The sequence below is a fragment of the Pontivivens insulae genome, assembly GCF_900302495.1.
Lineage (GTDB): Bacteria > Pseudomonadota > Alphaproteobacteria > Rhodobacterales > Rhodobacteraceae > Pontivivens > Pontivivens insulae.
Window position 1 is genome coordinate 578,964 of record NZ_OMKW01000002.1, and the last position, 24,244, is coordinate 603,207.

The 24,244-nt window shown below is 60.3% G+C and carries 22 protein-coding genes; 9 read left to right on the forward strand and 13 right to left on the reverse strand.

Going from position 1 to position 24,244, the window contains the following annotated elements:
* Positions 1–88 precede the first annotated feature (88 nt).
* Genes POI8812_RS08250 through dusB form a run of 7 tightly spaced genes read right to left on the reverse strand, consistent with a single transcriptional unit; the run spans position 89 to position 10,243 of the window.
* A complete protein-coding gene (locus tag POI8812_RS08250; protein WP_108782076.1) occupies positions 89–1,603 on the reverse strand; it encodes a potassium transporter TrkG in 1,515 nt (504 codons plus the stop codon).
* The gene (gene trkA / locus POI8812_RS08255) at positions 1,603–2,982 is read right to left on the reverse strand and encodes a Trk system potassium transporter TrkA (protein ID WP_108782077.1); all 1,380 of its coding nucleotides are present in this window, start codon (positions 2,980–2,982) and stop codon (positions 1,603–1,605) included. The genes POI8812_RS08250 and trkA overlap by 1 nt, the downstream gene beginning before the upstream one ends.
* A complete protein-coding gene (gene ntrX, locus POI8812_RS08260; RefSeq protein ID WP_108782078.1) occupies positions 2,979–4,418 on the reverse strand; it encodes a nitrogen assimilation response regulator NtrX in 1,440 nt (479 codons plus the stop codon). The genes trkA and ntrX overlap by 4 nt, the downstream gene beginning before the upstream one ends.
* Positions 4,411–6,681 carry a sensor histidine kinase NtrY-like gene (locus POI8812_RS08265; protein WP_245895315.1) on the reverse strand — a complete coding sequence of 757 codons (2,271 nt, stop codon included), beginning with the start codon at positions 6,679–6,681 and terminating at the stop codon, positions 4,411–4,413. Before POI8812_RS08265 ends, ntrX begins: the two co-directional genes overlap by 8 nt.
* Before the next feature lie 33 nt (positions 6,682–6,714).
* Complete coding sequence (gene ntrC / locus POI8812_RS08270; protein ID WP_108782080.1) at positions 6,715–8,175, reverse strand: nitrogen regulation protein NR(I); 1,461 nt, start codon at positions 8,173–8,175, stop codon at positions 6,715–6,717.
* Complete coding sequence (locus tag POI8812_RS08275; protein ID WP_108782081.1) at positions 8,175–9,239, reverse strand: two-component system sensor histidine kinase NtrB; 1,065 nt, start codon at positions 9,237–9,239, stop codon at positions 8,175–8,177. The genes ntrC and POI8812_RS08275 overlap by 1 nt, the downstream gene beginning before the upstream one ends.
* The gene (gene dusB, locus POI8812_RS08280) at positions 9,236–10,243 is read right to left on the reverse strand and encodes a tRNA dihydrouridine synthase DusB (protein WP_108782082.1); all 1,008 of its coding nucleotides are present in this window, start codon (positions 10,241–10,243) and stop codon (positions 9,236–9,238) included. Before dusB ends, POI8812_RS08275 begins: the two co-directional genes overlap by 4 nt.
* Before the next feature lie 115 nt (positions 10,244–10,358).
* On the opposite strand from dusB, the gene POI8812_RS08285 reads away from it, so the two are divergent.
* Genes POI8812_RS08285 through POI8812_RS08295 form a run of 3 tightly spaced genes read left to right on the forward strand, consistent with a single transcriptional unit; the run spans position 10,359 to position 12,444 of the window.
* Positions 10,359–11,486 (forward strand): bifunctional 2-C-methyl-D-erythritol 4-phosphate cytidylyltransferase/2-C-methyl-D-erythritol 2,4-cyclodiphosphate synthase, encoded by a 1,128-nt coding sequence (locus POI8812_RS08285; protein WP_108782519.1) that lies wholly within the window; start codon positions 10,359–10,361, stop codon positions 11,484–11,486.
* Positions 11,483–11,980 (forward strand): phosphatidylglycerophosphatase A family protein, encoded by a 498-nt coding sequence (locus POI8812_RS08290; RefSeq protein ID WP_108782083.1) that lies wholly within the window; start codon positions 11,483–11,485, stop codon positions 11,978–11,980. The genes POI8812_RS08285 and POI8812_RS08290 overlap by 4 nt, the downstream gene beginning before the upstream one ends.
* Positions 11,977–12,444: a CinA family protein gene (locus POI8812_RS08295; RefSeq protein ID WP_108782084.1), complete on the forward strand. Its 468-nt coding sequence runs from the start codon at positions 11,977–11,979 to the stop codon at positions 12,442–12,444. The genes POI8812_RS08290 and POI8812_RS08295 overlap by 4 nt, the downstream gene beginning before the upstream one ends.
* Here the strand turns inward: POI8812_RS08295 and POI8812_RS08300 are convergent.
* A complete protein-coding gene (locus tag POI8812_RS08300) occupies positions 12,441–13,454 on the reverse strand; it encodes a DNA topoisomerase IB (protein WP_108782085.1) in 1,014 nt (337 codons plus the stop codon). The two genes, POI8812_RS08295 and POI8812_RS08300, sit on opposite strands and share 4 nt — an antisense overlap.
* Positions 13,455–13,514: 60 nt before the next feature.
* Between POI8812_RS08300 and POI8812_RS08305 the strand changes: the two genes are divergently transcribed.
* Complete coding sequence (locus POI8812_RS08305) at positions 13,515–14,087, forward strand: Isoquinoline 1-oxidoreductase subunit (protein WP_211310405.1); 573 nt, start codon at positions 13,515–13,517, stop codon at positions 14,085–14,087.
* Positions 14,088–14,182: 95 nt separating this feature from the next.
* Here the strand turns inward: POI8812_RS08305 and POI8812_RS08310 are convergent, their stop codons facing one another.
* From POI8812_RS08310 to ndk, 3 genes are all read right to left on the reverse strand, one after another.
* Positions 14,183–15,190, reverse strand: coding sequence for a formylglycine-generating enzyme family protein (locus POI8812_RS08310; RefSeq protein ID WP_108782086.1), 1,008 nt, complete (start codon positions 15,188–15,190; stop codon positions 14,183–14,185).
* Between the two features lie 80 nt (positions 15,191–15,270).
* Entirely contained in the window at positions 15,271–16,200 is a 930-nt protein-coding gene (locus tag POI8812_RS08315) for a substrate-binding domain-containing protein (RefSeq protein ID WP_108782087.1), read from the reverse strand.
* Between the two features lie 153 nt (positions 16,201–16,353).
* A complete protein-coding gene (ndk, locus tag POI8812_RS08320) occupies positions 16,354–16,776 on the reverse strand; it encodes a nucleoside-diphosphate kinase (RefSeq protein ID WP_108782088.1) in 423 nt (140 codons plus the stop codon).
* Between the two features lie 106 nt (positions 16,777–16,882).
* Between ndk and POI8812_RS08325 the strand changes: the two genes are divergently transcribed.
* From POI8812_RS08325 to POI8812_RS08335, 3 genes are read left to right on the forward strand one after another with little or no spacing between them, the layout of a single operon-like run.
* Positions 16,883–18,739: an ABC-F family ATP-binding cassette domain-containing protein gene (locus tag POI8812_RS08325; protein WP_108782089.1), complete on the forward strand. Its 1,857-nt coding sequence runs from the start codon at positions 16,883–16,885 to the stop codon at positions 18,737–18,739.
* Complete coding sequence (locus tag POI8812_RS08330; protein ID WP_108782090.1) at positions 18,736–19,359, forward strand: MarC family protein; 624 nt, start codon at positions 18,736–18,738, stop codon at positions 19,357–19,359. The genes POI8812_RS08325 and POI8812_RS08330 overlap by 4 nt, the downstream gene beginning before the upstream one ends.
* A gap of 3 nt (positions 19,360–19,362) precedes the next feature.
* The gene (locus POI8812_RS08335; protein ID WP_108782091.1) at positions 19,363–19,944 is read left to right on the forward strand and encodes a retropepsin-like aspartic protease family protein; all 582 of its coding nucleotides are present in this window, start codon (positions 19,363–19,365) and stop codon (positions 19,942–19,944) included.
* Here POI8812_RS08335 and POI8812_RS08340 read toward each other — a convergent pair whose 3' ends face one another.
* Together POI8812_RS08340 and POI8812_RS08345 are read right to left on the reverse strand one after the other, a co-directional pair.
* Positions 19,945–20,400 carry a DNA polymerase III subunit chi gene (locus POI8812_RS08340; RefSeq protein WP_108782092.1) on the reverse strand — a complete coding sequence of 152 codons (456 nt, stop codon included), beginning with the start codon at positions 20,398–20,400 and terminating at the stop codon, positions 19,945–19,947.
* Positions 20,401–20,407: 7 nt separating this feature from the next.
* Positions 20,408–21,877: a leucyl aminopeptidase gene (locus POI8812_RS08345; RefSeq protein ID WP_108782093.1), complete on the reverse strand. Its 1,470-nt coding sequence runs from the start codon at positions 21,875–21,877 to the stop codon at positions 20,408–20,410.
* 148 nt (positions 21,878–22,025) lie between these two features.
* Here POI8812_RS08345 and lptF point away from each other — a divergent pair, with 148 nt between their 5' ends.
* Both lptF and lptG read left to right on the forward strand, forming a co-directional pair.
* Positions 22,026–23,141: an LPS export ABC transporter permease LptF gene (gene lptF, locus POI8812_RS08350; RefSeq protein WP_108782094.1), complete on the forward strand. Its 1,116-nt coding sequence runs from the start codon at positions 22,026–22,028 to the stop codon at positions 23,139–23,141.
* The gene (gene lptG, locus POI8812_RS08355) at positions 23,138–24,244 is read left to right on the forward strand and encodes an LPS export ABC transporter permease LptG (RefSeq protein WP_108782095.1); all 1,107 of its coding nucleotides are present in this window, start codon (positions 23,138–23,140) and stop codon (positions 24,242–24,244) included. Before lptF ends, lptG begins: the two co-directional genes overlap by 4 nt.

The window sequence follows — 24,244 nt, forward strand, 5'->3', positions numbered from 1 at the left end:
GACATTTTTTTGTTTCGTGTATGGAAAGTGGCCCAAGCGCCCGACTTTTTCCAGTGGTGCAGTGCAAAATTTTCGTGACTAGGTTGCTTTAGCGCCGCCAGAAGTCGGGATTGAGTAGCGCAATGAAAGCGAGCGCTTCCACCCGGCCCAGGATCATGCCCGCGGCCAGGATCAATTGGATTGTCGGGTCAAAGTCGATCACGCGCACCGGATCGGCTGAAAGCAATTCATATCCCGGCCCGGTATTTGCCAGCGTCGTGACCCCCAGCATCAGGGATTGTTCGAAACTGAGGCCGGCAAAGGTAAGGCCCAGCATCAATAGGCTCAACCCGCCCAGAAACAGCATCACGAAAATCCAGGCGATGAACGCGCCCTCGGTCCTGATGCGCCGCGCGGTCTGTCCAGATCCACCAATGGAGTGGGGCAGCGTCAGGCGCCGCAACTCGCGGGAGCCATGTTTGTAGAGCGCGTAGATCCGCAACAGCTTCATGCCGCCAGCGGTGGTCGCAACCCCTCCCCCGATCATCATCAAACCCATCAGGACGATGCCGGGCGTGGGCAGGCCGGACCAATCCTGGGCTGTCTGCCAATACCGGCTTTCCTGCCCAAAGGTCGCAATGAAACTCAGCGTCGTGAATATGGCCCCCCACAGCGCCTGAAGGCCCAGAATGAAGCCATCTTCGCGCCCGCCCTCAACATCGAAGGTGGCCAGCCAGTGGCGCAGGAACAAAAGTCCCGGCACGATGATGATCAGCGCAAGCAGCAAACGCAGTTCGGGATCCGTTGAATAGCTGTCTGCCGCCCGCCAACGCGCAGGATCATACAGGATTGACGTGATGGCGATGATCAAGAACGCCGCAACAATCCCCTCGCCCAGCCAGGATCCCCCGACATAGAGGTCATCCGCCCGGATGCCAGAGGTCGACATCACCGACATCGCCTCCATGAAGGCATGGAACGTGTCCTGTCCTGACAGCGCGAGCAATACGAACAGCACCGCCGTCAGGCCAGTATAGACTGGCAAAAGCCCGGCCAGCGTGCGGATCAGGCGGTCAGAGGCGTCCGCAGCCCCAATCTGGGCCCACCCTGCCCCCGGTTGCTTTCCGTGAATTACGCTTCGGATCTCGAACCCACCGATGTTGAGCGGTGCCATAATTGCAGCAGCGGCCAGCAAGATCATGAACCCGCCCAGCCAGCCAACGACACCGCGGTAGAGGTGCACCGTTTGGGGCACACTCCCGGGCGGATCGATCAGTGGAAGGCCGGTCGTTGTCAGTGCTGAAACCATCTCAAGATACCCGACAACCGGGGTCAATGTCGGAACCACCAGGATCAGCGGAACGGCCAGCCACAAGGGCAGCATCAGATAGGTGCCGATCAGCGCCAGAAGGTGCGAGCGCGCGGTCACCTTCGGCGTTCGGTTCATCAGGGTCAGCGCCAGCACCGCAACCGCAAAACCCGTGAGGATTGCACCATAGAGGAACGGACGCGCAGTCTGATGATCGTCCGCAAAATAGGCAACAATGGCGGGCAGCAGCATCGCCGGGGCCGCCATCGCACCGAAATAGACAAAGAGCGGTGCGCGCCGCCAACCCGATTGCATCAGAAGAAGTCGATTGAGACGCGGAACAGTTTTTCGACCTCCGGCACCTGCTCTCGCATGGCGAAGATCGTGATGCTGTCGCCTTCCTCGATCACCGTTTCCGCACGTGGAATGACAGTCTGACTGCCCTTCTGCACCGCACCGATGATCGCACCTTCAGGCAGATGCGTGTTGCGCACCCGTTTGCCGGCAATTGACGAGGTTGAGAGCACCTGCGCTTCAATCACCTCCGCTTCCGCATCGCCAATCGAATAGACCGCACGGATGCGTCCATGCCGTACATGGCGCAGGATGGATGACACCGTCGTTGAGCGTGGGTTGATATAGGCATCAATACCCAATGGCTGCATCAGCGGGGCGAGGCTCGGATCGTTGATCAGACAGACCGTCAGCTTTGCCCCCAGCGATTTTGCCCGCGCACAGCTCAGCAAATTCGTCTTGTCGTCATCGGTCACAGCGAGGAAGCTGTCGATATTGCGGATGCCCGCCTCTTCCAGCAATTCGATGGACAGACCGTCGCCGTTCAGAACGATGGTCCGCTCCAATGTGTCCGCCACGGCCTCCGCCCGATTACGATCCCGCTCAATCAGTTTGACGCGGGATCGGCGCTGCCCCTGTTCCAGCTGGCTTGCCACGCCTAGCCCCACATTTCCGGCTCCAAGGATGAGCGCACGATTTCCTTGCTGGGTCGTCTTGCCAAAGATCTCCAACGTGCGGTCCAAATCGCTATTGGCCACAAACACATAGATTTGATCGCCTGCGAAAAGCTGATCATCACTGTCCGCGACCCGCAATTCCCCATTCTCGGACCGGATGCTGACGACATAGGCGCGCAAGGTGGAGAAAAGCTCGGTCAGCTGGCGCAAGGGCGTGTTCAGCACCGGGCAGTCCTCGTCCAGCATCAGACCGACCAGTTGAACACTGTTGTCGAGAAACCCCTGAATCTCGAACGCTGCCGGGGCGGACAGGCGGCGCAATGCGGCCTCAGCCACCTCTTTCTCCGGCGAGATGATGACATCGATCGGCATATGGTCTTGCCGGTAAATGTCTGTCCATTCAGGGTCGAGATAGCTTTGCGCGCGCACGCGCGCGATCTTGCGTGGAACGGTGAACACCGAATGCGCCACCTGACAGGCGATCATGTTCACCTCATCGGAAAAGGTCGCGGCGATGATCATGTCCGCATCGCGTGCCCCCGCGCGCTCCAATACGTCAGGGTGGCTCGCATAACCCGTCACACCGGCAACATCTAGCGTATCGGTGATCCGTCGCACGAGGGCGGCGTCCTGATCCACGACAATCACATCGTTGTTTTCAGAGGAAAGGTGCCGGGCAATCTGCCAGCCGACCTGCCCTGCCCCGCAGACGATGACCTTCATTCTTCAGCGTCTCCGCCGCCGTCTTCGACGTCATCGACGGTGGCCATGCGCGCACCGCCACGGCTCAGCGTGACGATGCCCAGCGATTTCAGTTTGCGGTGAAGGGCCGACCGCTCCATGCCGACGAAATTCGCCGTGCGGGAAATATTGCCGGAAAACCGGTTGATCTGGGCAATCAGATATTCGCGCTCGAACACTTCGCGCGCTTCACGCAACGGCAACCCGGCCAGCGCAGCACTCAACTGGTCGCGATTGTCACCCGCGCTGGCATCCGGCTCTTGCGGCAATTCACTTGCAGCGATCGGGCCGCTATCGGCGCCAAGGATCAGCACGCGCTCGACCATGTTGCGCAGCTGACGGACGTGACCGGGCCACGGCAAGGTCTGGAGGATCGCAATCGCATCCTCGGACAGATCACGCCGCGGCAGGCCCTGTTCTTTGTGCAGAACGTCAACGAAGTGCTTGAAAAGCTCGGGAATATCATCACGGCGACTGTCGAGGCCGGGCACCTCGATCGGCACCACATTCAGGCGATGATACAGGTCCTGACGAAAGCGCCCTTCCTCGATCTCTCGCTTGAGGTCCTTATTCGTGGCCGAGACAACGCGCACGTCAACGCGCACGGTATCGGCCCCGTTGATACGGGTGAACGCCTGATCCACCAGAACCCGCAATATCTTTGACTGGGTGCCCACAGGCATGTCGGCCACCTCGTCGATGAACAACGTCCCACCATGGGCCCGCTCGAACAGGCCCTTATCGTGGGCGCGGTCCTCATGCTCGACACCGAACAGAACCTCTTCCATCCGTTCCGGCTCGATGGTGGCGGAGTTGACCACGACAAAAGGTTTGGTCGCCCTGTCGGACTGACCGTGCAAATAGCGGGCGGCCACATCCTTCCCCGATCCCGGCGGGCCAGACAGCAGCACTCGACCGTTGGAGCGGGCAACGCGGTCCAGGCTCTGGCGCAGTCCACGCATGGCCGCCCCCGCCCCGATCAACTCTGCCTGCTCGCCCTCTTGTCCGCGCAGGGCCGCATTCTCGCGCCGCAGGCGAGAGGTTTCCAGCGCCCGGTTCACCGTCATCAACAGCTTGTCGATGTTGAAGGGCTTTTCGATGAAGTCGTAGGCCCCCTGCTTCACGGCTGCGACCGCGATCTCCACATTGCCATGGCCAGAGATGATGATGACCGGCACGTTGGGATTATCACGTTTCACCGTCTTCAGGATCTCGATCCCGTCCATCCGGCTGTCCTTCAACCAGATGTCGAGCACCATCAGATCAGGGGCGCGCGCGTTCATTTGATCCATCGCCGCATCGGAATTGGCGGCGGTACGGGTTCCGTGACCCTCATCCTCCAGAATGTCGGCGACAAGCTCCCGGATATCGGCTTCATCGTCGACGATCAGAATGTCTGACGGTGCAGTCTCAGGCATGTTCGGTCTCGCTTCGGGTTGCAGCAGGCTTGCCTGCCTCCGTCTCTAACAGGGGAAGGGTCACGATGGCCACCGCACCCTGTCCGGGTTCCGGAGCGTCAGCTCCCGCCGGGGCAAGGTTCAGGGTTCCAGCATGATCTTCGATGATCTTCTTCACAATGGGCAGGCCCAAGCCAGTACCCTTGTCGCGATGAGTGACATAAGGTTCGAACAGCCGCTCAGGCGGCCCGTCCGGCAATCCACAGCCGTTGTCGGTGATGCGCAAGACAGCGATGCCCTCCTCAACAGAGAGGGAAACGTCCAACAGACCCGGAACGTTCCCGTCATCGCGCATCGAAATCGCTTCACATCCGTTCTTCAACAGATTGCCGAGCGCCTGCCCGATCATCGTCTCGTCGGCCTCAATCATAAGCACGCCGTTTGGCAGAGTGTCGGTGATGGCCACATCTGGTGAGCCGTCGCGTCGCAACAGCAAGGCTTCCTGAACAGCCTTCACCAGATCGAGCGGTTTGCGCCGTGGCTCTGGCATACGGGCGAACTGGCTGAACTCGTCAACGATCCGGCGCAGGTCATTTGTCTGACGGACGATGACATCAGTATATTGCGTAAAGCCCTCAACCTGATCTTCGGCCAATTGGCGTCCGTATTTCCGCTTCATCCGCTCCGCAGCCAATTGGATCGGCGTGAGCGGGTTCTTGATCTCATGCGCGATGCGCCGGGCAACATCGCCCCAGGCCGCCATCCGTTGGGCACTGACCAGATCGGTGATCGCGTCAAAGGTGATAACGAAGCCGTCCCGCTCTGCGTCGATATGGTGGCGGGCCACGCGCACCAGCAATTCTTCGGCCCGGCGCGGCGTTGTCAGCCTCAACTGTGCCTGAACGCTGTCGCGGCCCTCCCGCTCCAGTCGTTCAAAGGGCTCTGCAAATTCGGGGACGAGATCTGCGATGGGTACGCCAATCACATCACGCCGACCAAGGCCCAGAATGGTGCGCGTTGCCTCATTCATCACCTCGACACGGCCCTCAGGGTCGAGCCCGATGACACCCGCAGTCACACCGGATAGCACAGCTTCAAACAGGCGCCGGGCCTGCTCGCTCTCCGCCCCGGCCTCGACCAGCGCGTCACGCTGGTTTTTCACCTGTGTTGTCATACGATTGAAGGCCCGGCCGAGCATCGCGATCTCATCATCGCCCTTCTCTTCGCGCACGCGCACCGTGAAATTGCCAGATCCGACCTGCTGGGCGGCCCCTGCCAGTCGGGCCACGGGCCGGGACAGGCGGTCCGCAAACCAAAAGGCCAACCAGATTGCCGCAAGGATCACGATGACCGCAAAGCCCAGATAGATCAGCGCGAACTCAAACAACAGCTGTCCGCGCTCCCCTTCCAGCTGACGATACAGCAGGAAGGTTGCCTGCGTTTCATCCAGCAATTCCAAAACCTTACCATCCACATTTCGCGTCACGTAGAGATAGCGATCCGCAAAGGAGGTCAAATAGACGAGCGCGCGGAACTCGTTGTTTTCCCAATCCTCCAGAATAACCGGTGTGCCGCTTTCCCGCGCGATCTGTAGGTCCTGCGCGGTGGGCGCTTCGTAGTCAAACAGGTAGGAGTTCAGCCCCCGTGCCCGCAACTCCGCCGACCCGTCGATAATATAGGCTTCCGTCAGTTCCCGCAGCATCTGCGCCTGGCCAGAGGCAAGAAGCTCCCGCATTTCCCCGGCCGAGATCAGCGGAAACTGATCCTTGTTGCGGTTGATATAGTTGGCCAGCAGCTCAGCATCCGCAGACAAATTCTCCCGGTGCTCGCTCTCATAGGCTTGGGCCGCCTCGAAGGAATTGCCGATAACGCGCTGCACACGCTCGGAAAACCAACCCTCAAGGCCAAAGTTGATAGAGATGGCGGCAAAGATCGCCACGATGATCGTCGGGCCGAGGGCAATTACCGCAAATACGGTGGTCAACCGCGCATGCAACTTCGACCCGGCAGAGCGCGCGCGCCGCGCCGCAACCATCGCCCCCACCCGCATGGCCACCATGCCAGCGACCACGATAATGTAGACCAGATCGAGGGTCAGAACCGTGCGCAACAGGTTGTCGGTGCGCGATCCAAGTCCGTCAAAGGCGAGCCATGTCGCAAGTCCCAGCACAGGGGCCAGCGCCACGATAAAAACGGTGAACGTCAACCGCACCGATCGTCGCTGGCGCCAGCGTTCAAGCGACGCCAGTGTAGAGATCAGCCAACGGCTTCTACGCTTGATCAAGATGCACTGGCCTGACGGCTCCCTGTTGCAATTCTACATCAATTTCTTTCCCCGTGTGACGGGGATGTCAAGTTCCTGTATCTTCTTGCGCAGCGTGTTGCGGTTGATCCCGAGCAATTGTGCGGTCTTCACCTGATTGCCGCGCGTGGCAGCGAGGCTCAGCGCGATCAGCGGCATCTCAACCTCTCGAAGAATGCGGTCATAGAGGCCCGCTGGCGGCAATTCCCCGCCATGCAGGTCAAAATAGCGCCGCAAATGGTTCTCGATCGCCTCGCCCAGACGCTCACCATCCATCCCGCCGCTGCGCGTGGCAGCAGAGCTTGGCCGCGCGGCCAGCTCCTCACGCACTTCACGCGCGCCGATCACGTCATCCGGGCACAGGGCTGCGAGGCGCCGCATCAGGTTCTCCAACTCGCGGACATTGCCGGTCCACTGTTCCTGCTTGAGCACGTCAATCGCGTCGGTAGAGATGCTCTTGCGCGGCAGGCCCTCAGCCTCAGCCCGCCCCAGAAAGGCCCGCGCCAGATCCGGGATATCCTCAAGGCGCTCGCGCAGCGGCGGCAGACGTACTGGCACGACATTCAGGCGATAGAACAGATCCTCACGAAACCGGCCCTCATTGATCAGGGCGCGCAGATCCTGGTGGGTTGCCGCAATGATGCGCACGTCAGCCGGAATATTCTCCCGCCCGCCGATCCGCGTAAACTCGCCCTCTTGCAACACACGCAACAGGCGGGTCTGCGCATCCGCAGGCATATCCCCGATCTCATCCAGAAACAGCGTACCGCCCGCCGCCGCCTCAAAACGGCCCGTCGTGCGCTCTGTGGCCCCGGTGAAGGCGCCCTTCTCATGTCCGAAAAGCTCACTCTCAATCAACTCTCTCGGAATGGCCGCCATATTGAGTGCGACAAAGGGCTTGTCCTTCCGCGTGCCGAAATTGTGCAAGGCGCGTGCGACCAACTCTTTGCCCGTTCCGCTCTCACCATTGATCATGACGCTCAAGGTCGTATTCATCAGGCGTGCCATGATGCGATACACGTCCTGCATCGCCGGGCTGCGTCCGATCAGTGGCAGGTTCTCGGTCGAGACGGTCTCTGGCTCCGACGTGTTTGAAGAGGTCGGTGCACGGTCACGTTGGCCCAGCCCCTTGCGGACCTGCTCCAGAACCTCTTTCAGGTCGAAGGGTTTGGGCAGATACTCGTACGCCCCTGCCTCAGCCGCGCGAATGGCCGTCATCACCGTATTCTGAGCGCTCATGACGATAACTGGCAAATCGGGCCGTTTGCGCCGGATCGCCGGTAACAGGTCCAGACCGTCACCGTCGGGCATCATCACGTCCGTGACCACGACGTCGCCATCGCCCTCTTCAACCCAGCGCCACAGCGTGTTGACAGAGCCGGTGGCCCGCACCCGGCAGCCAGCGCGCGTCAGGGCCTGGCTCAACACGGTCCGAATGGCGCGGTCATCGTCGGCAATCAGGATCGTTCCGTCCATCAGCGTGGCTCCTTCCAGACAGGCAACAGGACGCGAAACGCCGTCCAGCCCGGTTCACTTTCACATTCGACGACACCGCCATGCTGACTGACGATCTTTGAAACCAGCGCCAGCCCCAGCCCGGATCCGGCAGCCTTGGTGCTGACAAAGGGTTCAAACAGATCGGCCTTCAAATCGTCGGGAACGCCATGACCATTGTCGATGATCGAGATTTCCAGCGGCAGGCTCTCGCGCCGCCCCCCGGGGAGACTCAACGACACGCCAGAGCGATAGGCGGTGCGCAGCGTGATCATCGCACCCATCTTCGGTGCTGCTTCGGCCGCATTCTTGATCAGGTTCAGCATGACCTGCATCAGCTGATCGGCATCGCCCGGAGTCGACGGCAAGGAGGGGTCGTAATCTTCGACAAATCGCACGGCCTTACCGAAACCCGATTCCGCGCTCAGCTTTGCGCGGTTGAGAATGTCGTGGATGTTGACCGGATCGCGCGCGACGGGGCGCAAATCGCCGAACTGCTCCACCCGCTCCAACAGCTTGCCAATGCGCTCTGCCTCTTCCCGGATCAGCACCGTCAATTCGGCATCGTCGCGCGTGGCGCTCATCTCCAGCAATTGTGCCGCGCCCGAAATGCCAGCAAGCGGATTCTTGATCTCATGGGCCAGCATCGCGGCCATCCCGGTCACCGAACGCGCAGCCGCCCGTGCTGACAGCGAACGATCCATCTTCTCGGCAATCGAGCGGGGTTGCAGTTGCAGCAAGATCAAACCGTCATCGCCCACCGGCGCGGCCTGCACACTGGCCACACGCGGCGGATGATCCGCCCAGACCAACTCGATGTCATGCTGTGCATAACTCACACTGTTTCGGCGCGCCTGCTGGACCATGTCCAACACGGCCGACCCCGCGCCGGAAAACTGGGTGATCGGCTTTCCACGCAATTGGCGATCGGACAGACCGGCGAAAATCTCCGCCGAAATGTTGACCGATTGGATCCGATCTTCCGCGTCCAGCATGATTGCCGGATAAGGATTGGCATTCCAGATCGCCTCATAATCCACGCTCATGCGGCCTGATCCTCATGTGTCATCGAAAAAGCCTCCCGCAACAGCGGTCTCGCGGCCTCGGGCGACGGTGCCGTCAGAATGGCACGCCGCAGCGGCGATGGTGCCGGCAATTGGTCGAGATACCACCCCAGATGTTTCCGCGCACATTTCAACCCGTGCTCAGTCCCATAGAAGCTGAGCATCGCGTCATAGTGCTCCAACACCAGATCACACAGCGCCTCGTGATTGAAATTTTGGTGCACGCTCTGTGCACGCTCTGTGCACGCGTTGTGTATGCCCTGTGCGACCTCGGAAATCAGCCAGGGTCGGCCCTGAGCACCCCGCCCGATCATCACCCCAGCTGCGCCAGATTGCTCCAGAGCCGTCTTCGCGTCCGCAGTGCCCAAAATGTCACCATTGGCAATCACGGGGATATCTGGAACGGCCTCAACAACGTCACGGATCGCTGCCCAATCGGCGCGACCCTTATAGAATTGGCAGCGCGTTCGCCCATGAATCGTGACCATCTGAACGCCCGCATCGCGTGCCCGCCGCGCAATTTCGGGCGCATTGAGCAGATCGTCATTCCAACCCAGACGCGTCTTCAAAGTAACGGGCACGTCAACGGCCTTAACCACCGCTTCGATCAACGACAATGCGTGATCCGGGTCGCGCATCAAGGCAGAGCCGGACGCCCCGTTTGTCACTTGTTTTGCAGGACATCCCATATTGATGTCGACAATGCGGGCGCCGCGATCCACGACCAGCTTGGCACATTCAGCCATCCAGTAGGCCTCACGCCCTGCAATCTGGACGCTCGCATTGCCCAGATCGCCATGCACTTCTGCCTTCGCGCGGGTCGATGGTCGGTTTTGGACCATCTCCTGACTGGCCACCATCTCACTGACCACAAGTCCCGCACCAAACCGGGACACCAGACGCCGGAACGGCAGGTCGGTGATGCCCGCAAGCGGGGCCAGAAGGACGTTCGAGTTCAGGGAAATGGAGCCAACAGTGAGGGTCATGTGCCTGTTTCCTGTGCAAGAATATCGCTTAGCGCATTTTTCAGGCACACGCAATTCCTTGCCCCCGCCGATGACTTGGCCCATCTTGCGCAAAACCGCCATGAAAGGACCCAAAATGCGCACCGCCGCCCTTATCGTTGCTGCCGGGTCCGGGATGCGGATGGGGGCTGGATTGCCCAAGCAATACAGGCTTTTAGGCGGTCAGCCCGTTTTGCGCAGAACGGTTCTCTCACTGCTCGACCACGTGGATGATCTGCGGGTCGTGATCAACCCTGACTTCGCGTCTGAGGCGGAACAGGCGCTCGCCGGGCTCAACGTGCCAAATCCGGTGCCCGGCGGCGCCACGCGCGCGGAAAGTGTCCGGGCGGGGTTGGAGGCTTTGGCCGAAAGTGCGCCTGATATTGTTCTGATCCACGATGCCGCCCGGCCGTTCCTTTCCGCGGACATCATCACTTCGCTAAAGCAGGCTTTAAGCGACCATGACGGTGCCTGTCCGGTTCTGCCGGTTGTTGATGCCCTTTGGCACGGCGAGGATCGGCTCGACACCAGCCATCCGCGCGACGGCTTGCTGCGCGCTCAAACGCCACAAGCGTTCCGCTATGACGCCATTCTGCACGCCCATCGCGCACAAACGGGAGATGTGGCCGACGATGTGGCTGTGGCGCGGGCTGCCGGGCTGGAGGTTGTCGCGGTGCCCGGCGACGAGCGAAATTTCAAGATTACGACGGCCGCCGACATGGCGCGTGCCGAACGGGAGAGCCCTATGGATATACGGGTCGGGAACGGCTTTGATGTGCACAGATTGGTTGAGGGTGATCATGTAACCCTCTGCGGAATAGACATTCCTCATGATCGCGCCTTGTCGGGGCACTCGGATGCCGATGTGGCGATGCATGCCATCACGGACGCGATTTTTGGTGCTTTGGCCGAGGGGGATATCGGGCAGTGGTTTCCGCCCTCCGATATGCAATGGAAAGGTGCGGCGTCTCATATCTTTCTGGAAAAAGCGGTGGAGCGTGTCGCGGCCAGAGGTGGAACCATCAGCCATCTGGACTGCACGATCATCTGCGAACAGCCCAAGATCGGACCTGTCGCGGGTGCGATGCGTGCGCGCATCGCCGAGATTTGTGGCCTGACCGAGGACCGCGTCAGTGTGAAGGCTACGACGTCCGAACGGCTCGGCTTTCCGGGCCGTGGGGAGGGGATCGCGGCGCAGGCGACTGCCACGGTGGTACTGTCATGATGGTCGCCCGACTGATCGCAAGTTTTGGCGGAGTTGGCTTTCTGCCCAAGGCGCCGGGAACGTGGGGCAGTCTGGCCGCCCTGCCCTTTGCGTGGCTTTTGCACGGTCTCGGAGGACCGTTTCTGCTGACCATCGGAATTCTTGCGGCGATCCTGATCGGCGTTCGGGCCACGCAGGAAGTGACGCGCGATGCCAAGGATCATGATCCCGGTTGGGTGGTGATTGACGAGGTCGCAGGCCAGTGGATCGCACTTTGGCCTCTCTCCATCGGGATGGTTATGGCCGGAAGCGATCCATGGGTTTTCCCGTGGCCCGGTGTTCTGGGTGGTTTCTTTCTGTTCCGTCTCTTCGACATCTGGAAGCCCGGTCCGGTTGGTTGGGCGGACCGTAGGGGCGGCCCTTGGGGCGTAATGCTCGACGACGTGTTTGCGGGGCTATTCGCTGCAATCGTCCTGGTTGCAACCGCATGGCTTGGCCATCAGGTGCTGTTATGAGCCGCGCGGCAGAGGTGCTGCGCCTCGCGCGGGCCAAGGGCTGGATGATTGCGACGGCGGAAAGCTGCACGGGCGGTCTGGTCGCAGCGGCGCTGACAGATGTGCCCGGTTCGTCAGACGTATTTGACCGTGGGTTCCTGACCTACTCCTATCCGGCAAAGGTTGCGATGCTTGGTGTCCGGCAAGACACGTTGGACGCTGTGGGCGCCGTCTCGGAAGAGGTCGCACGGCAAATGGCCGAGGGGGCCTGTGAGGCATCCGATGCTGTTTTGAGTGTCGCGATCACGGGTGTTGCTGGTCCCGGTGCGTCTGGCAGCAAGCCAGAGGGGCTTGTCCACTTTGCCACCACCTCCCCCACGGGTACGGTGCATTCCGTCAAGGAATTCGGCCCCTTGGGTCGAGAGGCTGTGCGGCGCGCGAGTGTTGATCACGCTTTGGAGCTGCTCCTCGATAGATTGATCTAGTCAATCAGCACCTTAACATCCTGTTCCGTCACGCTAAGTGTACGGCGCCCGAATACCGGCCGTGAGGTGCGCAGATCTATATTTGCGTCGCGCTCCAGATGCTCCAGAACGCGCGGATGGATATAGCTTTCGCGCGCAACGCTTGGCGTGTTGCCCAGATGTGTGGCCACAGCCTCAACCGCGTCGAGCACCCGACCTGATCGCGCGACTTTGCGTGCCGCAGCGGCGCAGAGGACGGTGCCGCCCCATGTGCGGAAGGTCTTCGCGCTCATCTGCTCACCAACGATGCTTTGCAGATAGGCGTTGAGATCTTGCGCGGTCAGGCGGTTTACATATCTGCCCTCCCGGTAGCGAAAGAGTGGCGTGCGTGGGCCGCCGTGAAGATGGCTCAGCGCCTGTGCGAGAGGTGCATCCCGCAAGACGATCTTGCGCGCTTGGCCTGATTTGCCGGGAAAGGCAAAGGTCATCTTTGCGCCTTCGATGCGGAGATGGCGACCGGTCAGCGTGGTCAGACCGCGTGTTCCATTGAGCTTGCGATAGCTCTCGCTGCCCACGCGGATATGGGCGCGGTCGAGAATTGTGACCATCAGGGCGAGAACCCAACGGCGGCTCATGACCGGGCTCCGCCGATCCGCCAGGACCTGAGACCGCAATGTCGGGAGCGCTGCGGCGAACTCAGTAAGTTGTGCAAATTTGCGGTCCGCCTGCCGCGCCTGCCAGTGAGGATGATAGATGTATTGCTTGCGTCCCAGCGCATCACGGCCCATCGCTTGAAGGTCAGCATCTGGGTCGGGGTTGATCCAGACGTCTGAATAGGCGGGCGGAATGGCCAGGGCATTGATCCGCGCCCGAACGTCTGGGTCCAGGATCCGCCCTTGCGGCCCACGGTAACTCCATCCCCGGCCAGCCCGGCGTCGGAGAATTCCTTGGGAGAGATCTATGCCGTCCAGAGTGCACATGAGCGGGTAACCCGCGTGGATGGGCTGCCGTTCCCGCAAGGTCTGCGGCATTTGCGCCTGACTTGTTCAGCAAACCCGCTAGGTCTTTTGTCAAAGCAAGAGGAGACTACGATGCGTCTGGCCCTGATATTCAGCATGTTTGCCCTGCCCGCGCTAGCAGATGATCTTCGCAGTCCCGCTGACTTTGCAACAATTGCTGATGATCAGGCACGGGCTGAGGCGATCTTCGCGGAAGCCGCGAAGGTGTTTCAGCACCCGCGCTGCTCGAATTGTCATCCGGTTGGTGAGCGGCCGTTTCAGGGCAACGATCCTCATCCGCATCAGCCGCATGTCATTCGCGGGGATGGCGGCTTTGGTGCGCCGGGCGGCATGGTCTGTACCACCTGCCACGGAGCGGAGAACTATGAGGCGTCCGGCGTGCCGGGAAACCCGGTCTGGCACCTCGCCCCAACAGAAATGGGCTGGCATGGACGGTCGGTCGGAGAGATTTGCGCGCAAATCTCAAATCCTGAAATGACGGGTGGTCGAGATCTGACCGAGGTTATCGAGCATCTGGCCGAGGATGAATTGGTCCATTGGGGCTGGGCGCCGGGCGCTGACCGCGAACCTGCTCCGGGCAGTGCCGAGGCTCTTGTCGAATTGATGGAGGCCTGGGTTGCGGCCGGGGCGCATTGCCCGGCCTAAGGGCGGCGTATTGCTGCGGGCAGAACCCGATCACGCGCATCGGTTCGGGAAGGTGTCCGATGCAGGTGACAGGCCCTGCCCGCAACGTCCCTATGTCAGCTTCCGGATGGCATTGGGAAGGTGCGTACGACACGGAAACCGACGGTGGGATGCCTCCAATCCTCATGGGCGCCCCTGCGGTTTTCGACACGCAGGGCTTCGGCGCGCATGCTCCAACTGCCCCCGCGCTGGGTGAACCAATTGCAGTCTGTGCCATCTTGGGCGGCGGGCTCCCAACAGTCGGCTGTCCACTCCCAAACATTGCCGCTGACATCGAATAGATCATATGCATTGGCGGCGAAGGACATGACGGGGCGCGTGGCGAAAGCATCATAATTGCCAATGCCATAACCAACGTCGTTTCCAGTCCAATAGACAGTGTCCGTACCGCCACGGGCTGCGAATTCCCACTCCTCACCTGTTGGCAAACGGTAGTTGAAGGCGGGGTCGAGGGACGATAGCCAATCGGTGAATGCGACGGCGTCGGCATGACTGACATTGATGACGGGCAAGCCCGACGTTCCAAACCCATCATCGGCGGGCCGATAACGGTTACAGCCCCCCTCCGCTACACAGCGAGACCATGCGTCGAATGTCACCTCGCCCTGCCCGATTGCAAAAGGCGCGATTGGTTCAGCCCCCAGGGGAGCACCGGGCAGCGATCCGCCTGCGACAATAACCATCGGCGGACACTCGGCGCAGTCCGTAAAGGGCACGCCGTAAGAATCCGCCGGGTTCACGCCCTCTGCCAGATAGGTCCGCGCATCGAGCCGCTGGCCTCGGCTGTTGATGTCATCGGCGGAGAGGGTGAACTCTGCACGTTGGAACAGGTCCGCGAAAAGCGGCGCCTCGACGATGATCTCGTCCCCAACGTTGAGCGTTTGGGAGAAGCGGAACCACGACCGCCCCTCATCATACTCCCCTTGCGCAGCCGCGCCATTCACCCGCACGTTGGCGTCAAAAGGAACGTTGCGCAGCAGGAAATCTTGCGATTGGGCCACGATAGAGGTCGTGACCATCGATGATCCCGCCAAGAGCCCCGTGAATATGAATGTCTTGAGCATGTGCCTTCCCCGCTGCTGTGAATTTGGTCTTTGGTGCGTCCGCGCGCCCCACAACGCGCGAACGCACCTCCCCTTCGGCGTTAACGAAGGGTGCCCGCATGGCTGGCGATCAGGCCCAGCGTTTCCCTGGTCACAAATCCCGGTCCTGAATCGATGTCGTTGGCTGGAAGCACCCCATATCGGTGCAGGTTCGCGAACACGACGATCGGCATGTAGCCTTGCAGAAACTGCTGTTGGTCGATGGCAAATGCGGTGCGTCCATCCTGAATGGCCTGAACCACAACTTCATCCAAATCAAAGGTTGCGTGGTAGATTGTTCTATCAGCAGGCATATTTGCAAGCGCTTGCAACGCGGATTGTGCTGCGGTTGCGCCTAGAGTGAAGACCGCTTCCGCCTCGCCGTCATCGGCAAGCCGCTGCGCGATGGAGGCAGCGTCAGAGGCGTCGCTCAGGCGCAGCTCCCGGCCCGCCAGATCCAGCCCAAGCCCATCGGCAAAGCCAAGACACCGCTCGCGCGCCGCTGGCACCTCTGGTCGATCGTTCACGCAGAGGAAGCTATCAACGCCATCCGCACGGGCGCGCTGACCAGCCGCAAATGCTGCGTCATAGTCTGGTTGCCCAACATACATCACCGCCCCCAACGCATCAGCCTGCGCGACAGTCCCGGAATTCACGACAATAACATCGGAGCCATTTTCTTGAATTCCTACAACGGACTCCGAAAGTTTCTGTGCGTCTGGCAGTGTTGTGACAACGCCCGCGAACCCACCGTCCGCGACGGCATTCAGGATAGCTGCCATCTCGTCAAGCGATCCGTTAGTCGGATTGAAGTGCTGCACTTCAACCCCCATCTGCTGGGCCGCAAGGTCGGCAGCATTGCGCATCGTTTGCCACCATTCGTCCCCGTCAACGGCATGGGTGATGAAGGCATAACGCTCCGCCTGCGCGCTGAGAGCTGGTGTCATCAGAGCGAGCGTCATCGCCGCGATTTTCAGCGGTTTTACTTGCATTGAGCTGTTCTCCCTTTGCGCGAAGGCGATACGTCGCCGCCTTGGTCACTGGCAGAATCACTAGCTCAAATTGATGTAAATTGCAACCGGTTGCAAGATTTGTGTGGGCAAAAAGATGGCCGGGATGTTTCAACACCCCGGCCGATCAAAGACTTAGCCGACGATTTCGAGGCCGGAGAAGAAGTAGGCAATTTCAACGGCTGCGGTTTCCGGTGCGTCGGACCCGTGAACGGAGTTCTCGCCGATGGACAGTGCGAATTCCTTGCGGATGGTGCCCTCTGCGGCTTCGGCAGGGTTGGTTGCGCCCATCACTTCGCGGTTCTTTGCAATCGCGTCTTCGCCTTCCAGGACCTGCACGACGATCGGGGCGGACGCCATGAACTCACACAGCTCGTCATAGAAAGGACGCTCTGCGTGCACGGCGTAGAAGACGCCTGCTTGTGCTTTGGTCAGGTGGATGCGCTTTTGCGCGACGATGCGCAGGCCCGCTTCCTCGAACTTCGCGTTGATCGCGCCGGTCAGGTTGCGGTTGGTTGCATCGGGTTTGATGATGGAGAACGTACGCTGGACAGCCATTGTGGGCTCCTTGGGTTCGGGTTTGAAATTGGCGGCGCTCTAACACGCAGGTTCGCCCGGATAAAGGCCCCTTTCGCTTTTGCAAACCGGGCTGTATGGCAGGCCTATGCTTAAGATCAGCGATATCACTTTTGTTTTGGAAGGCCGACGCCTGTTTGATGCGGCCTCGGCAACCATTCCGGCAGGCCACAAGGTTGGTGTGGTTGGGCGTAACGGCACCGGCAAGACCACACTTTTTCGCCTGATCCGGGGGGAGTGGACGCTGGACGGCGGAAGCATTGAAATTCCGCGCGGGGCCCGGATCGGGGGTGTCGCGCAGGAGGCGCCAGCCTCTGATATGAGCCTGATCGACACCGTGCTGGAAGCGGATGTGGAACGCACAGCATTGCTGGCAGAGGCGGAGACCGCAACGGACGGAATGCGCATTGCCGAGATTCAAACCCGCCTTGCGGACATTGAGGCGCATTCGGCCGAAGCGCGGGCAAGTGCGATCCTCAACGGTCTGGGCTTCGACAAGGTTGCCCAACGGCGCCCCTGTGCAGACTTTTCCGGCGGGTGGCGTATGCGTGTTGCACTGGCGGCTGTTCTGTTCAGTCAGCCTGACGTTCTGTTGCTCGACGAGCCGACAAACTACCTTGATCTGGAGGGCACAGTCTGGCTGGAGACCTTCCTGACGCGCTATCCGCACACGGCTCTGGTGATTTCGCATGACCGGGGCCTGTTGAACCGGTCGGTGGGTGGAATCCTGCACCTCGATGCTCAAAAGCTCACCTACTATCAGGGCAATTACGATCAATTCGACAAGATGCGCCGCGTCCAGTTGGAGCAACAGATCAGCGCGAAGAAAAAGCAGGATGCACAACGCGCGCATCTGCAAAGCTTTGTCGATCGCTTCAAGGCGAAAGCTTCGAAAGCTAAGCAGGCGCAAAGCCGCGTGAAAATGCTGGAGCGGATGCAGCCCATTGCCGGTGTGGTGGAAAGCAGCGTCGCGGGCTTCAACTTCCCCTCACCCGAGGAGCTGTCACCCCCTATCGTGTCGATCCGCGATGGTCAGGTTGGATATGACGGCAAACCGGTGCTGCGCAGCCTCGACCTGCGGATTGATCAAGATGACCGGATCGCTCTTTTGGGGGCGAATGGTCAGGGCAAGTCGACGCTTTCGAAGCTGATTGCTGGGCGTTTGGCGGCGATGGAGGGCAAGCTGACGACACCGTCCAAGCTGCGCATCGGTTACTTTGCCCAACACCAGTTGGATGAGCTATACCCTGACGAGACACCGCTCGACCACCTGCGGCGTGAACGGTCAGAGGAAACGCCCGCAAAACTGCGCGCCCGCCTCGCGGCCGCGGGGATCGGGGTTGAGATCGCGGATGTAGAGGTTGCGCGCCTGTCCGGTGGGCAAAAGGCGCGTTTGGCGATGATGCTGGCCACGTTGGAAGCGCCGCATCTGATGATCCTCGATGAGCCGACCAACCACCTCGACATTGAAAGCCGCGAGGCGTTGGTCATGGCGCTGACGGAGTATGAAGGCGCTGTGATCCTCGTCAGCCATGATCCCCATCTGGTGGAGAGCGTTGCGGATCGCCTCTGGCTGGTCAAAGACGGCGCGGTAACGCCCTATGACGGGGATATGGAGGCATATCGTCGATTGCTGCTGTCAGAGCGGGGCGGCAAGCCTGCAAAGGACAAAGACGAGAAGCCAAAGGCCAAACCGAAGCCCGCCCCCCGCAATGCAACCGCCCCGATCAAAGCCGAACTCGTCAAGGCAGAGGCCCGCATCGCGAAGCTTGAGGAGATGCGCGACAAGATCGATGAAGGTTTGGCTGATCCGCGCCTCTACGAACGGGGTGATACAGAGCGGCAGGAGATGCTTCAGAAAAAGCGTGCCGAGGTCATGAAGGGACTTGAGCGGGCGGAAGAAATCTGGATGGACCTGCAAGACAAGTTGGAGAAGGCCGGATGACCGAAATTGCCATCAGTGCCTTTGTCACGCTTTTCGTCATCATTGATCCCATCGGCCTGACCCCGATTTTCGTCGCATTGACGCCGGGGTTGAGCCGGACAGAGCGGACCAAGATCGCGGTGCGTGCGGTGGTCATCGCGTTTGTGATCCTGTGTCTTTTTGCCTTTCTGGGAGAGGCACTGTTGAACGCGGTTGGCATCGGTATGCCCGCCTTTCGTATTTCAGGCGGAGCGTTGCTGTTCCTGATTGCGGTTGAAATGTTGTTTGAGCGACGCACGGCGCGACGCGAAAAACAGGCGGATGAGCCCGAACCAAGCCGTGATCCGTCCGTCTTCCCCCTCGCCCTGCCCTTGCTGGGCGGACCTGGTGCGATGGCCACGATCGTCTTGCTGATGGGAGAGTTGGAGGGCGATTTCGCGTCACAAATGGTGGTTCTTGGCGTGATGGCGACTGTTCTGCTGATCGCGCTGATCCTCTTCATGATGTCGGGTGTGCTGGAGCGACTGTTGGGCGCAGTTGGTATCAACCTGATCACGCGAATTCTCGGTGTGCTCCTTGCAGCACTCTCGGTCCAGTTTATCTTGGATGGTCTGACCGCCTATGGCATCGCCGGGAGCTGACCCATGGCTGACTCTGAAGTCGCCAGCCTCATCTATCTGTCCATCATCCTGATCGCACTGGCCGGGTCGATGTTTGGTGTCTATCGCGGGCGCCTTGGAAAGATGTTGAAGGGTGTTTTGGGCTGGGCCTTGATCTTTGGCGTGCTGGTCGTCGGTTATACGTACCGCGAAACGATCGAGGATGCTGTACTGCCAGCGCAGACCGTCAGCATCGGAACGGGCAAGATCGAAATCCGGCGCCGCTTCGACGGGCACTATCACGCGGATGCGCTGGTGAATGGCGTTCCGGTCGACTTCATTGTTGATACCGGTGCCAGCTCCATCGTGCTGAGCCAACAAGATGCAGAGCGGATCGGCATTCCGATGGACAGGCTCGATTTTTCGGGCCGTGCGCGAACTGCGAATGGTGAGGTGCGCCTGGCAAGCGTCAGGTTGGGCGAAATCCGAATTGGCGATGTCGTCGATCAGAACCTGCCCGCCGTGGTGAATGGCGGTGAGGTGCACACCTCGCTTTTGGGTCTTGAGTATCTTGACCGTTTCGACAGCGTTTCACTGAACGGGTCGATCATGGTGCTCGAACGCTGATCAGCCAGAGCGGGCCTTTTCGACCCAGCGACCATCTTCCTCGGCCCAGAAGACAGCGGTTTGACCCGTTTCGGTGACCTTCTTCCAATCTTCCCGTGCGGCCTGCGTGGCCTCTGCATCGTGACCATCGAAGATCAGGGCCAACCGGTCGAGCTCGTCGATCCCGTCGGCCTCAAACCGCGCACCGTCGACGAGCAGCACCGTGCCCGCCGCATTGGGACGCCCCGCTTTGGTCGTCAGAAGGACGGGCTGCTCAGCATCATGCGTGCCGTCACGCCCATGTGGCAGAAAGCTGTCATCACGATAGGCCCACAGATGCGCATCGAGCTGGTCAAGGCGCGCCGCGCCCGTCCCGCGCACGATCATCCGGCCCCCGCGCTGAAGCGTCCGCTCCGCAAATGTGGTGACGGTCGCTTCCAACGAGGAACTGGTCAATCTGTAGAACAGGATATCCACCCGGCCCTCACTCCACCTCGAAATTGTCGCGCACTAACCGGTCGAGCGCACGAACGCCCCAGCCGGTTGCACCTGCTGGCGCATAGGTCGTCGCCGCCTTGACCGAGGCTGTTCCTGCGATGTCCAGGTGGATCCACGGCATGTCTTTCTTGATGAAGCGCTGAAGGAATTGCGCCGCCGTGATCGAGCCTGCATCGCGTCCGCCGACATTCTTCATATCGGCCACGCGGCTTTTGAGCTTTTTATCGTAAGCAGGGCCAAGCGGAAGCCTCCAAGCCCCTTCACCCTCTGCTTTCGCTGCCATCAGGAAGTCGTCTACGAAGGTGTCATTGTTCGAGAAAACGCCGGTATTCTCATGTCCCAGCGCTATGATGACGGCACCGGTCAGGGTGGCGAGGTCAATGATGCCGGACGGCTCGAACCGCTCCTGCGCATACCAGAGCACATCGCACAGGACGAGGCGGCCCTCGGCATCGGTATTGATCACTTCAACGGTGTCACCCTTCATCGACTTGACCACATCACCGGGGCGTTGTGCGCGGGCGGATGGCATATTCTCAACCAGTCCGACGAGGCCCACGACATTGGCCTTCGCGCCGCGCAACGCCAATGCACGCATGACGCCGGCGACCGTTCCGGCACCGCCCATGTCCATTGTCATGTCTTCCATGCCGCCGGCGGGTTTCAGACTGATGCCGCCCGTGTCAAAGGTGACGCCCTTTCCGACGAGCGCCAACGGTGCCTCATCACCACCGCCATTCCATTTCATGACAACAACCTTGGACGGCATATCCGACCCCATGCCGACGGCAAGGAGGGTGCGCATGCCGAGCTTTTCCAGGTCATCCTCCTCAAGAATTTCGACATCGAGACCGAGCTCTCCCATCGCGGCAAGCCGCGCGGCAAAATCGTCGGTGGTCAGAACGTTGGAGGGTTCGTTGATCAGATCCCGCGTGAAGAAGACACCCTCAGCGACCGCGGCCATCGGTCCCGCCTGGGCAGAGACCTCTTCCGGCTTTGTGACGAGCGCCGTTATCCGTGCAGGTGTCGGCGTATCATCGGTCTTGTGATCAACGAAGGCATAGGCTCGTAGGGCAAGCCCATAGGTAAAATCCGCCGCGTTGCGCAGTGCGCCCAACCCGAGCGTAACATCGCCCTTGCCCATCCGCGTCGCGACAGCCGCACCGGCCTTACGTGCCGCTTCCGCGCCAGCACGGGTGTCGAGCTTGACGACGATCAACGCCTCTGCCGCAAAGCCCACTGGATATTCCAGTGTGACAGCGCCCGATGCCGCCAGATCTTCCCAACGTTTCGTCTCACTCAGCCTGACCAATGCGCCTTTTGACAACTTGTTTGCCCGTCGCGCCATCGGTGACAACGTGCCATCTGTTCCCATCGTGACCACGACGCGCCCCTCAGCCGTGGCCAGGGCATCAATGTCAGCTTCGGCAAAAGTGATGTTGAGAGGTGTCGTCATCGAAAGCTCCAATGGGTCCAAACGGTTTCCCACAGGTCTAGCGGGCGGGTCGACCGAATGACAAGGCCGGGGGTGTTTGCTTGACCCTTAGCGGTGTGACGCGGTAGTCAGACAGACCGCCCCGGCCCAGATCTAGGACCCCGCCTACATGCGTTTGCTCGACCGATATGTTCTGACGCAAGCACTTGGCCCATTCGGATTTTTTGCCCTTATCTTTGCTGGCGTTATCTGGCTGACCCAGTCGCTGCGGATTGTGGAGGTTGTGGTCAGCAATGCGCAGGCGGCCGGTGTCTTTCTGGAACTGTCCGCGCTGCTCTTACCGGGCGTTTTGAGCATTGTGCTTCCAATCGCCGCATTCGCCGCGACGATCGTCGCCGTGAACCGCCTCTACACAGAATCTGAGCTTGTCGTGATGATGTCTGTCGGCAAAAGCCGCATCGCACTGGCGCGTCCAATCATCGTGCTCGGGCTGTTTGCGGCAATCGCCACACTCGTTCTGACAACCTATCTCGCCCCTCGTGCTGAACGGCAATTGAGCGACCGGACGGCCAGTATGCAGGCTGAGGTCGCCAATTCCGTGTTGCAGGAAGGCCGGTTTAATTTTCCAGCAACGGGTCTGACCGTCTTTATCGAACAATCGACAGCAGCCGGCGAAATGGCTGGCGTTTTCATCCACGACACCCGGGATCCTCTCGCCAAACGCACCTACATCGCGGAGCGGGCGCAACTTGTGAACGATGCGATGGGCACGCAGCTGGTCCTCTATGATGGCAACGTCCAGACCCTCGATCTCAACAGTCGGGAGTTGAGCCTTCTCGATTTCGACCGGGCCGGCTACAACATCGATCTGGCACAGGAACAGGTCGAAGAGCGGGTGCCAGACGAGAAAGAATTTACGATCTTTCAAATATTTGAGGAGTCTGAACTGTGGTGGGACCGTTTTCCGCCGCGGGCAAGATCGCTCTATGCCGAAGGACATGAGCAGCTGTCTTCCCCCTTATACGCGCTGGCTCTCCCGCTTCTTGGTGCGGCCTGCATACTGTTCGGTACGTATCAGAGAGGCGGTTTTGGGCGAAGAATTTCGATGGCAATCGGCTTAGCCATCGTTGTGCGGCTCACCGGTGTACCTCTTGCCAGCATGGCGCGGGAAGCGAGTGACCTCGCACCACTCATGTATGTGCCGCCATTGGTGACAATTTTAGGGTCTCTCATTGTCCTCGGTGGAAATGTTCGCGCACGCAAACCCAAGGGCGTCCCTGCATGATCGGGACGATGAACCAATACCTTTTGCGGCGCCATCTCGCCGGTCTCGGGTTGGCGTTACTCGCGGCCACGGCGCTGGTGGTCTTGGGTGATTTTCTCGAACTTACAAGGCGCAGCTCTGCGGCATCCCGCGATGACGTTCCGGTCGTCCTGATGCTTGCGTTGCATGTCCCCTCGATCCTTACAAAAACGCTGCCATTCGTGGTTTTGCTCGGCTCGCTGACTGCGTTTCTCAGACTTGCGCGCAGTTCGGAGCTGGTCGTGACGCGCGCTGCCGGAGTATCAGTTTGGCGGCTGCTCCTGTGGCCGACAGCGATGGCGATGGTGCTGGGGGCCCTTGCCTTCGGGGTCTGGAACCCCATCGCGTCAGCCGCGCTCGCCCGCTACGAGACGTTGGAGAGCCGTTACTTGCGAGGGCAGGAAAGCCAACTGTCAATTTCTGAGGATGGGCTCTGGCTGCGCCAGTCCGTGCGCGGCATTCAAACGGTGATCAACGCGCAGGAATCTTCGGCTGATGGGCAAAGCCTGTCGACCGTCGACATCTACCAATTCGACGCAGACGGGAACCAAACACGACGTATGACCGCAGAAAGCGGCATCTTGCGCTCGAACTATTGGGAGTTCAGTGCCGTTGCAGTCTGGACCTTTGAGCGGGATGGCGGCTCACTTACGACCAGTCCCGGTCTCATCGACGAAATCCAGATCCCGACAGATCTGACCGCAGCGCGGATTCTTGAGGGGTTCGCCCCACCCGAAACGCTCGGCTTTTGGTATCTTCCCGACTTCATTGAACGAATGGAAGCATCGGGGTTTTCCTCTGTCCGTCACCGCCTCTATCAGCAAACTGAACTCGCCCGGCCCGTTATGTTCGCGGCGATGGTGCTGCTCGCGGCAGGCTTTGCGATGCGGCATGTTCGCTTTGGATCCACCGGACGGCGCGTCCTTTTGTGTGTTCTGGCCGGATTTGGGCTGTTTTTTCTCTCCGATTTCACGCAAGCCTTGGGGGCGGCCGGAACGGTTCCGGTTGTCCTCGCCGCCTGGGTCCCCCCCGTTGCTGCGTTGATGCTTGCAATCGCGCTTCTGCTTCATCTTGAGGATGGTTGA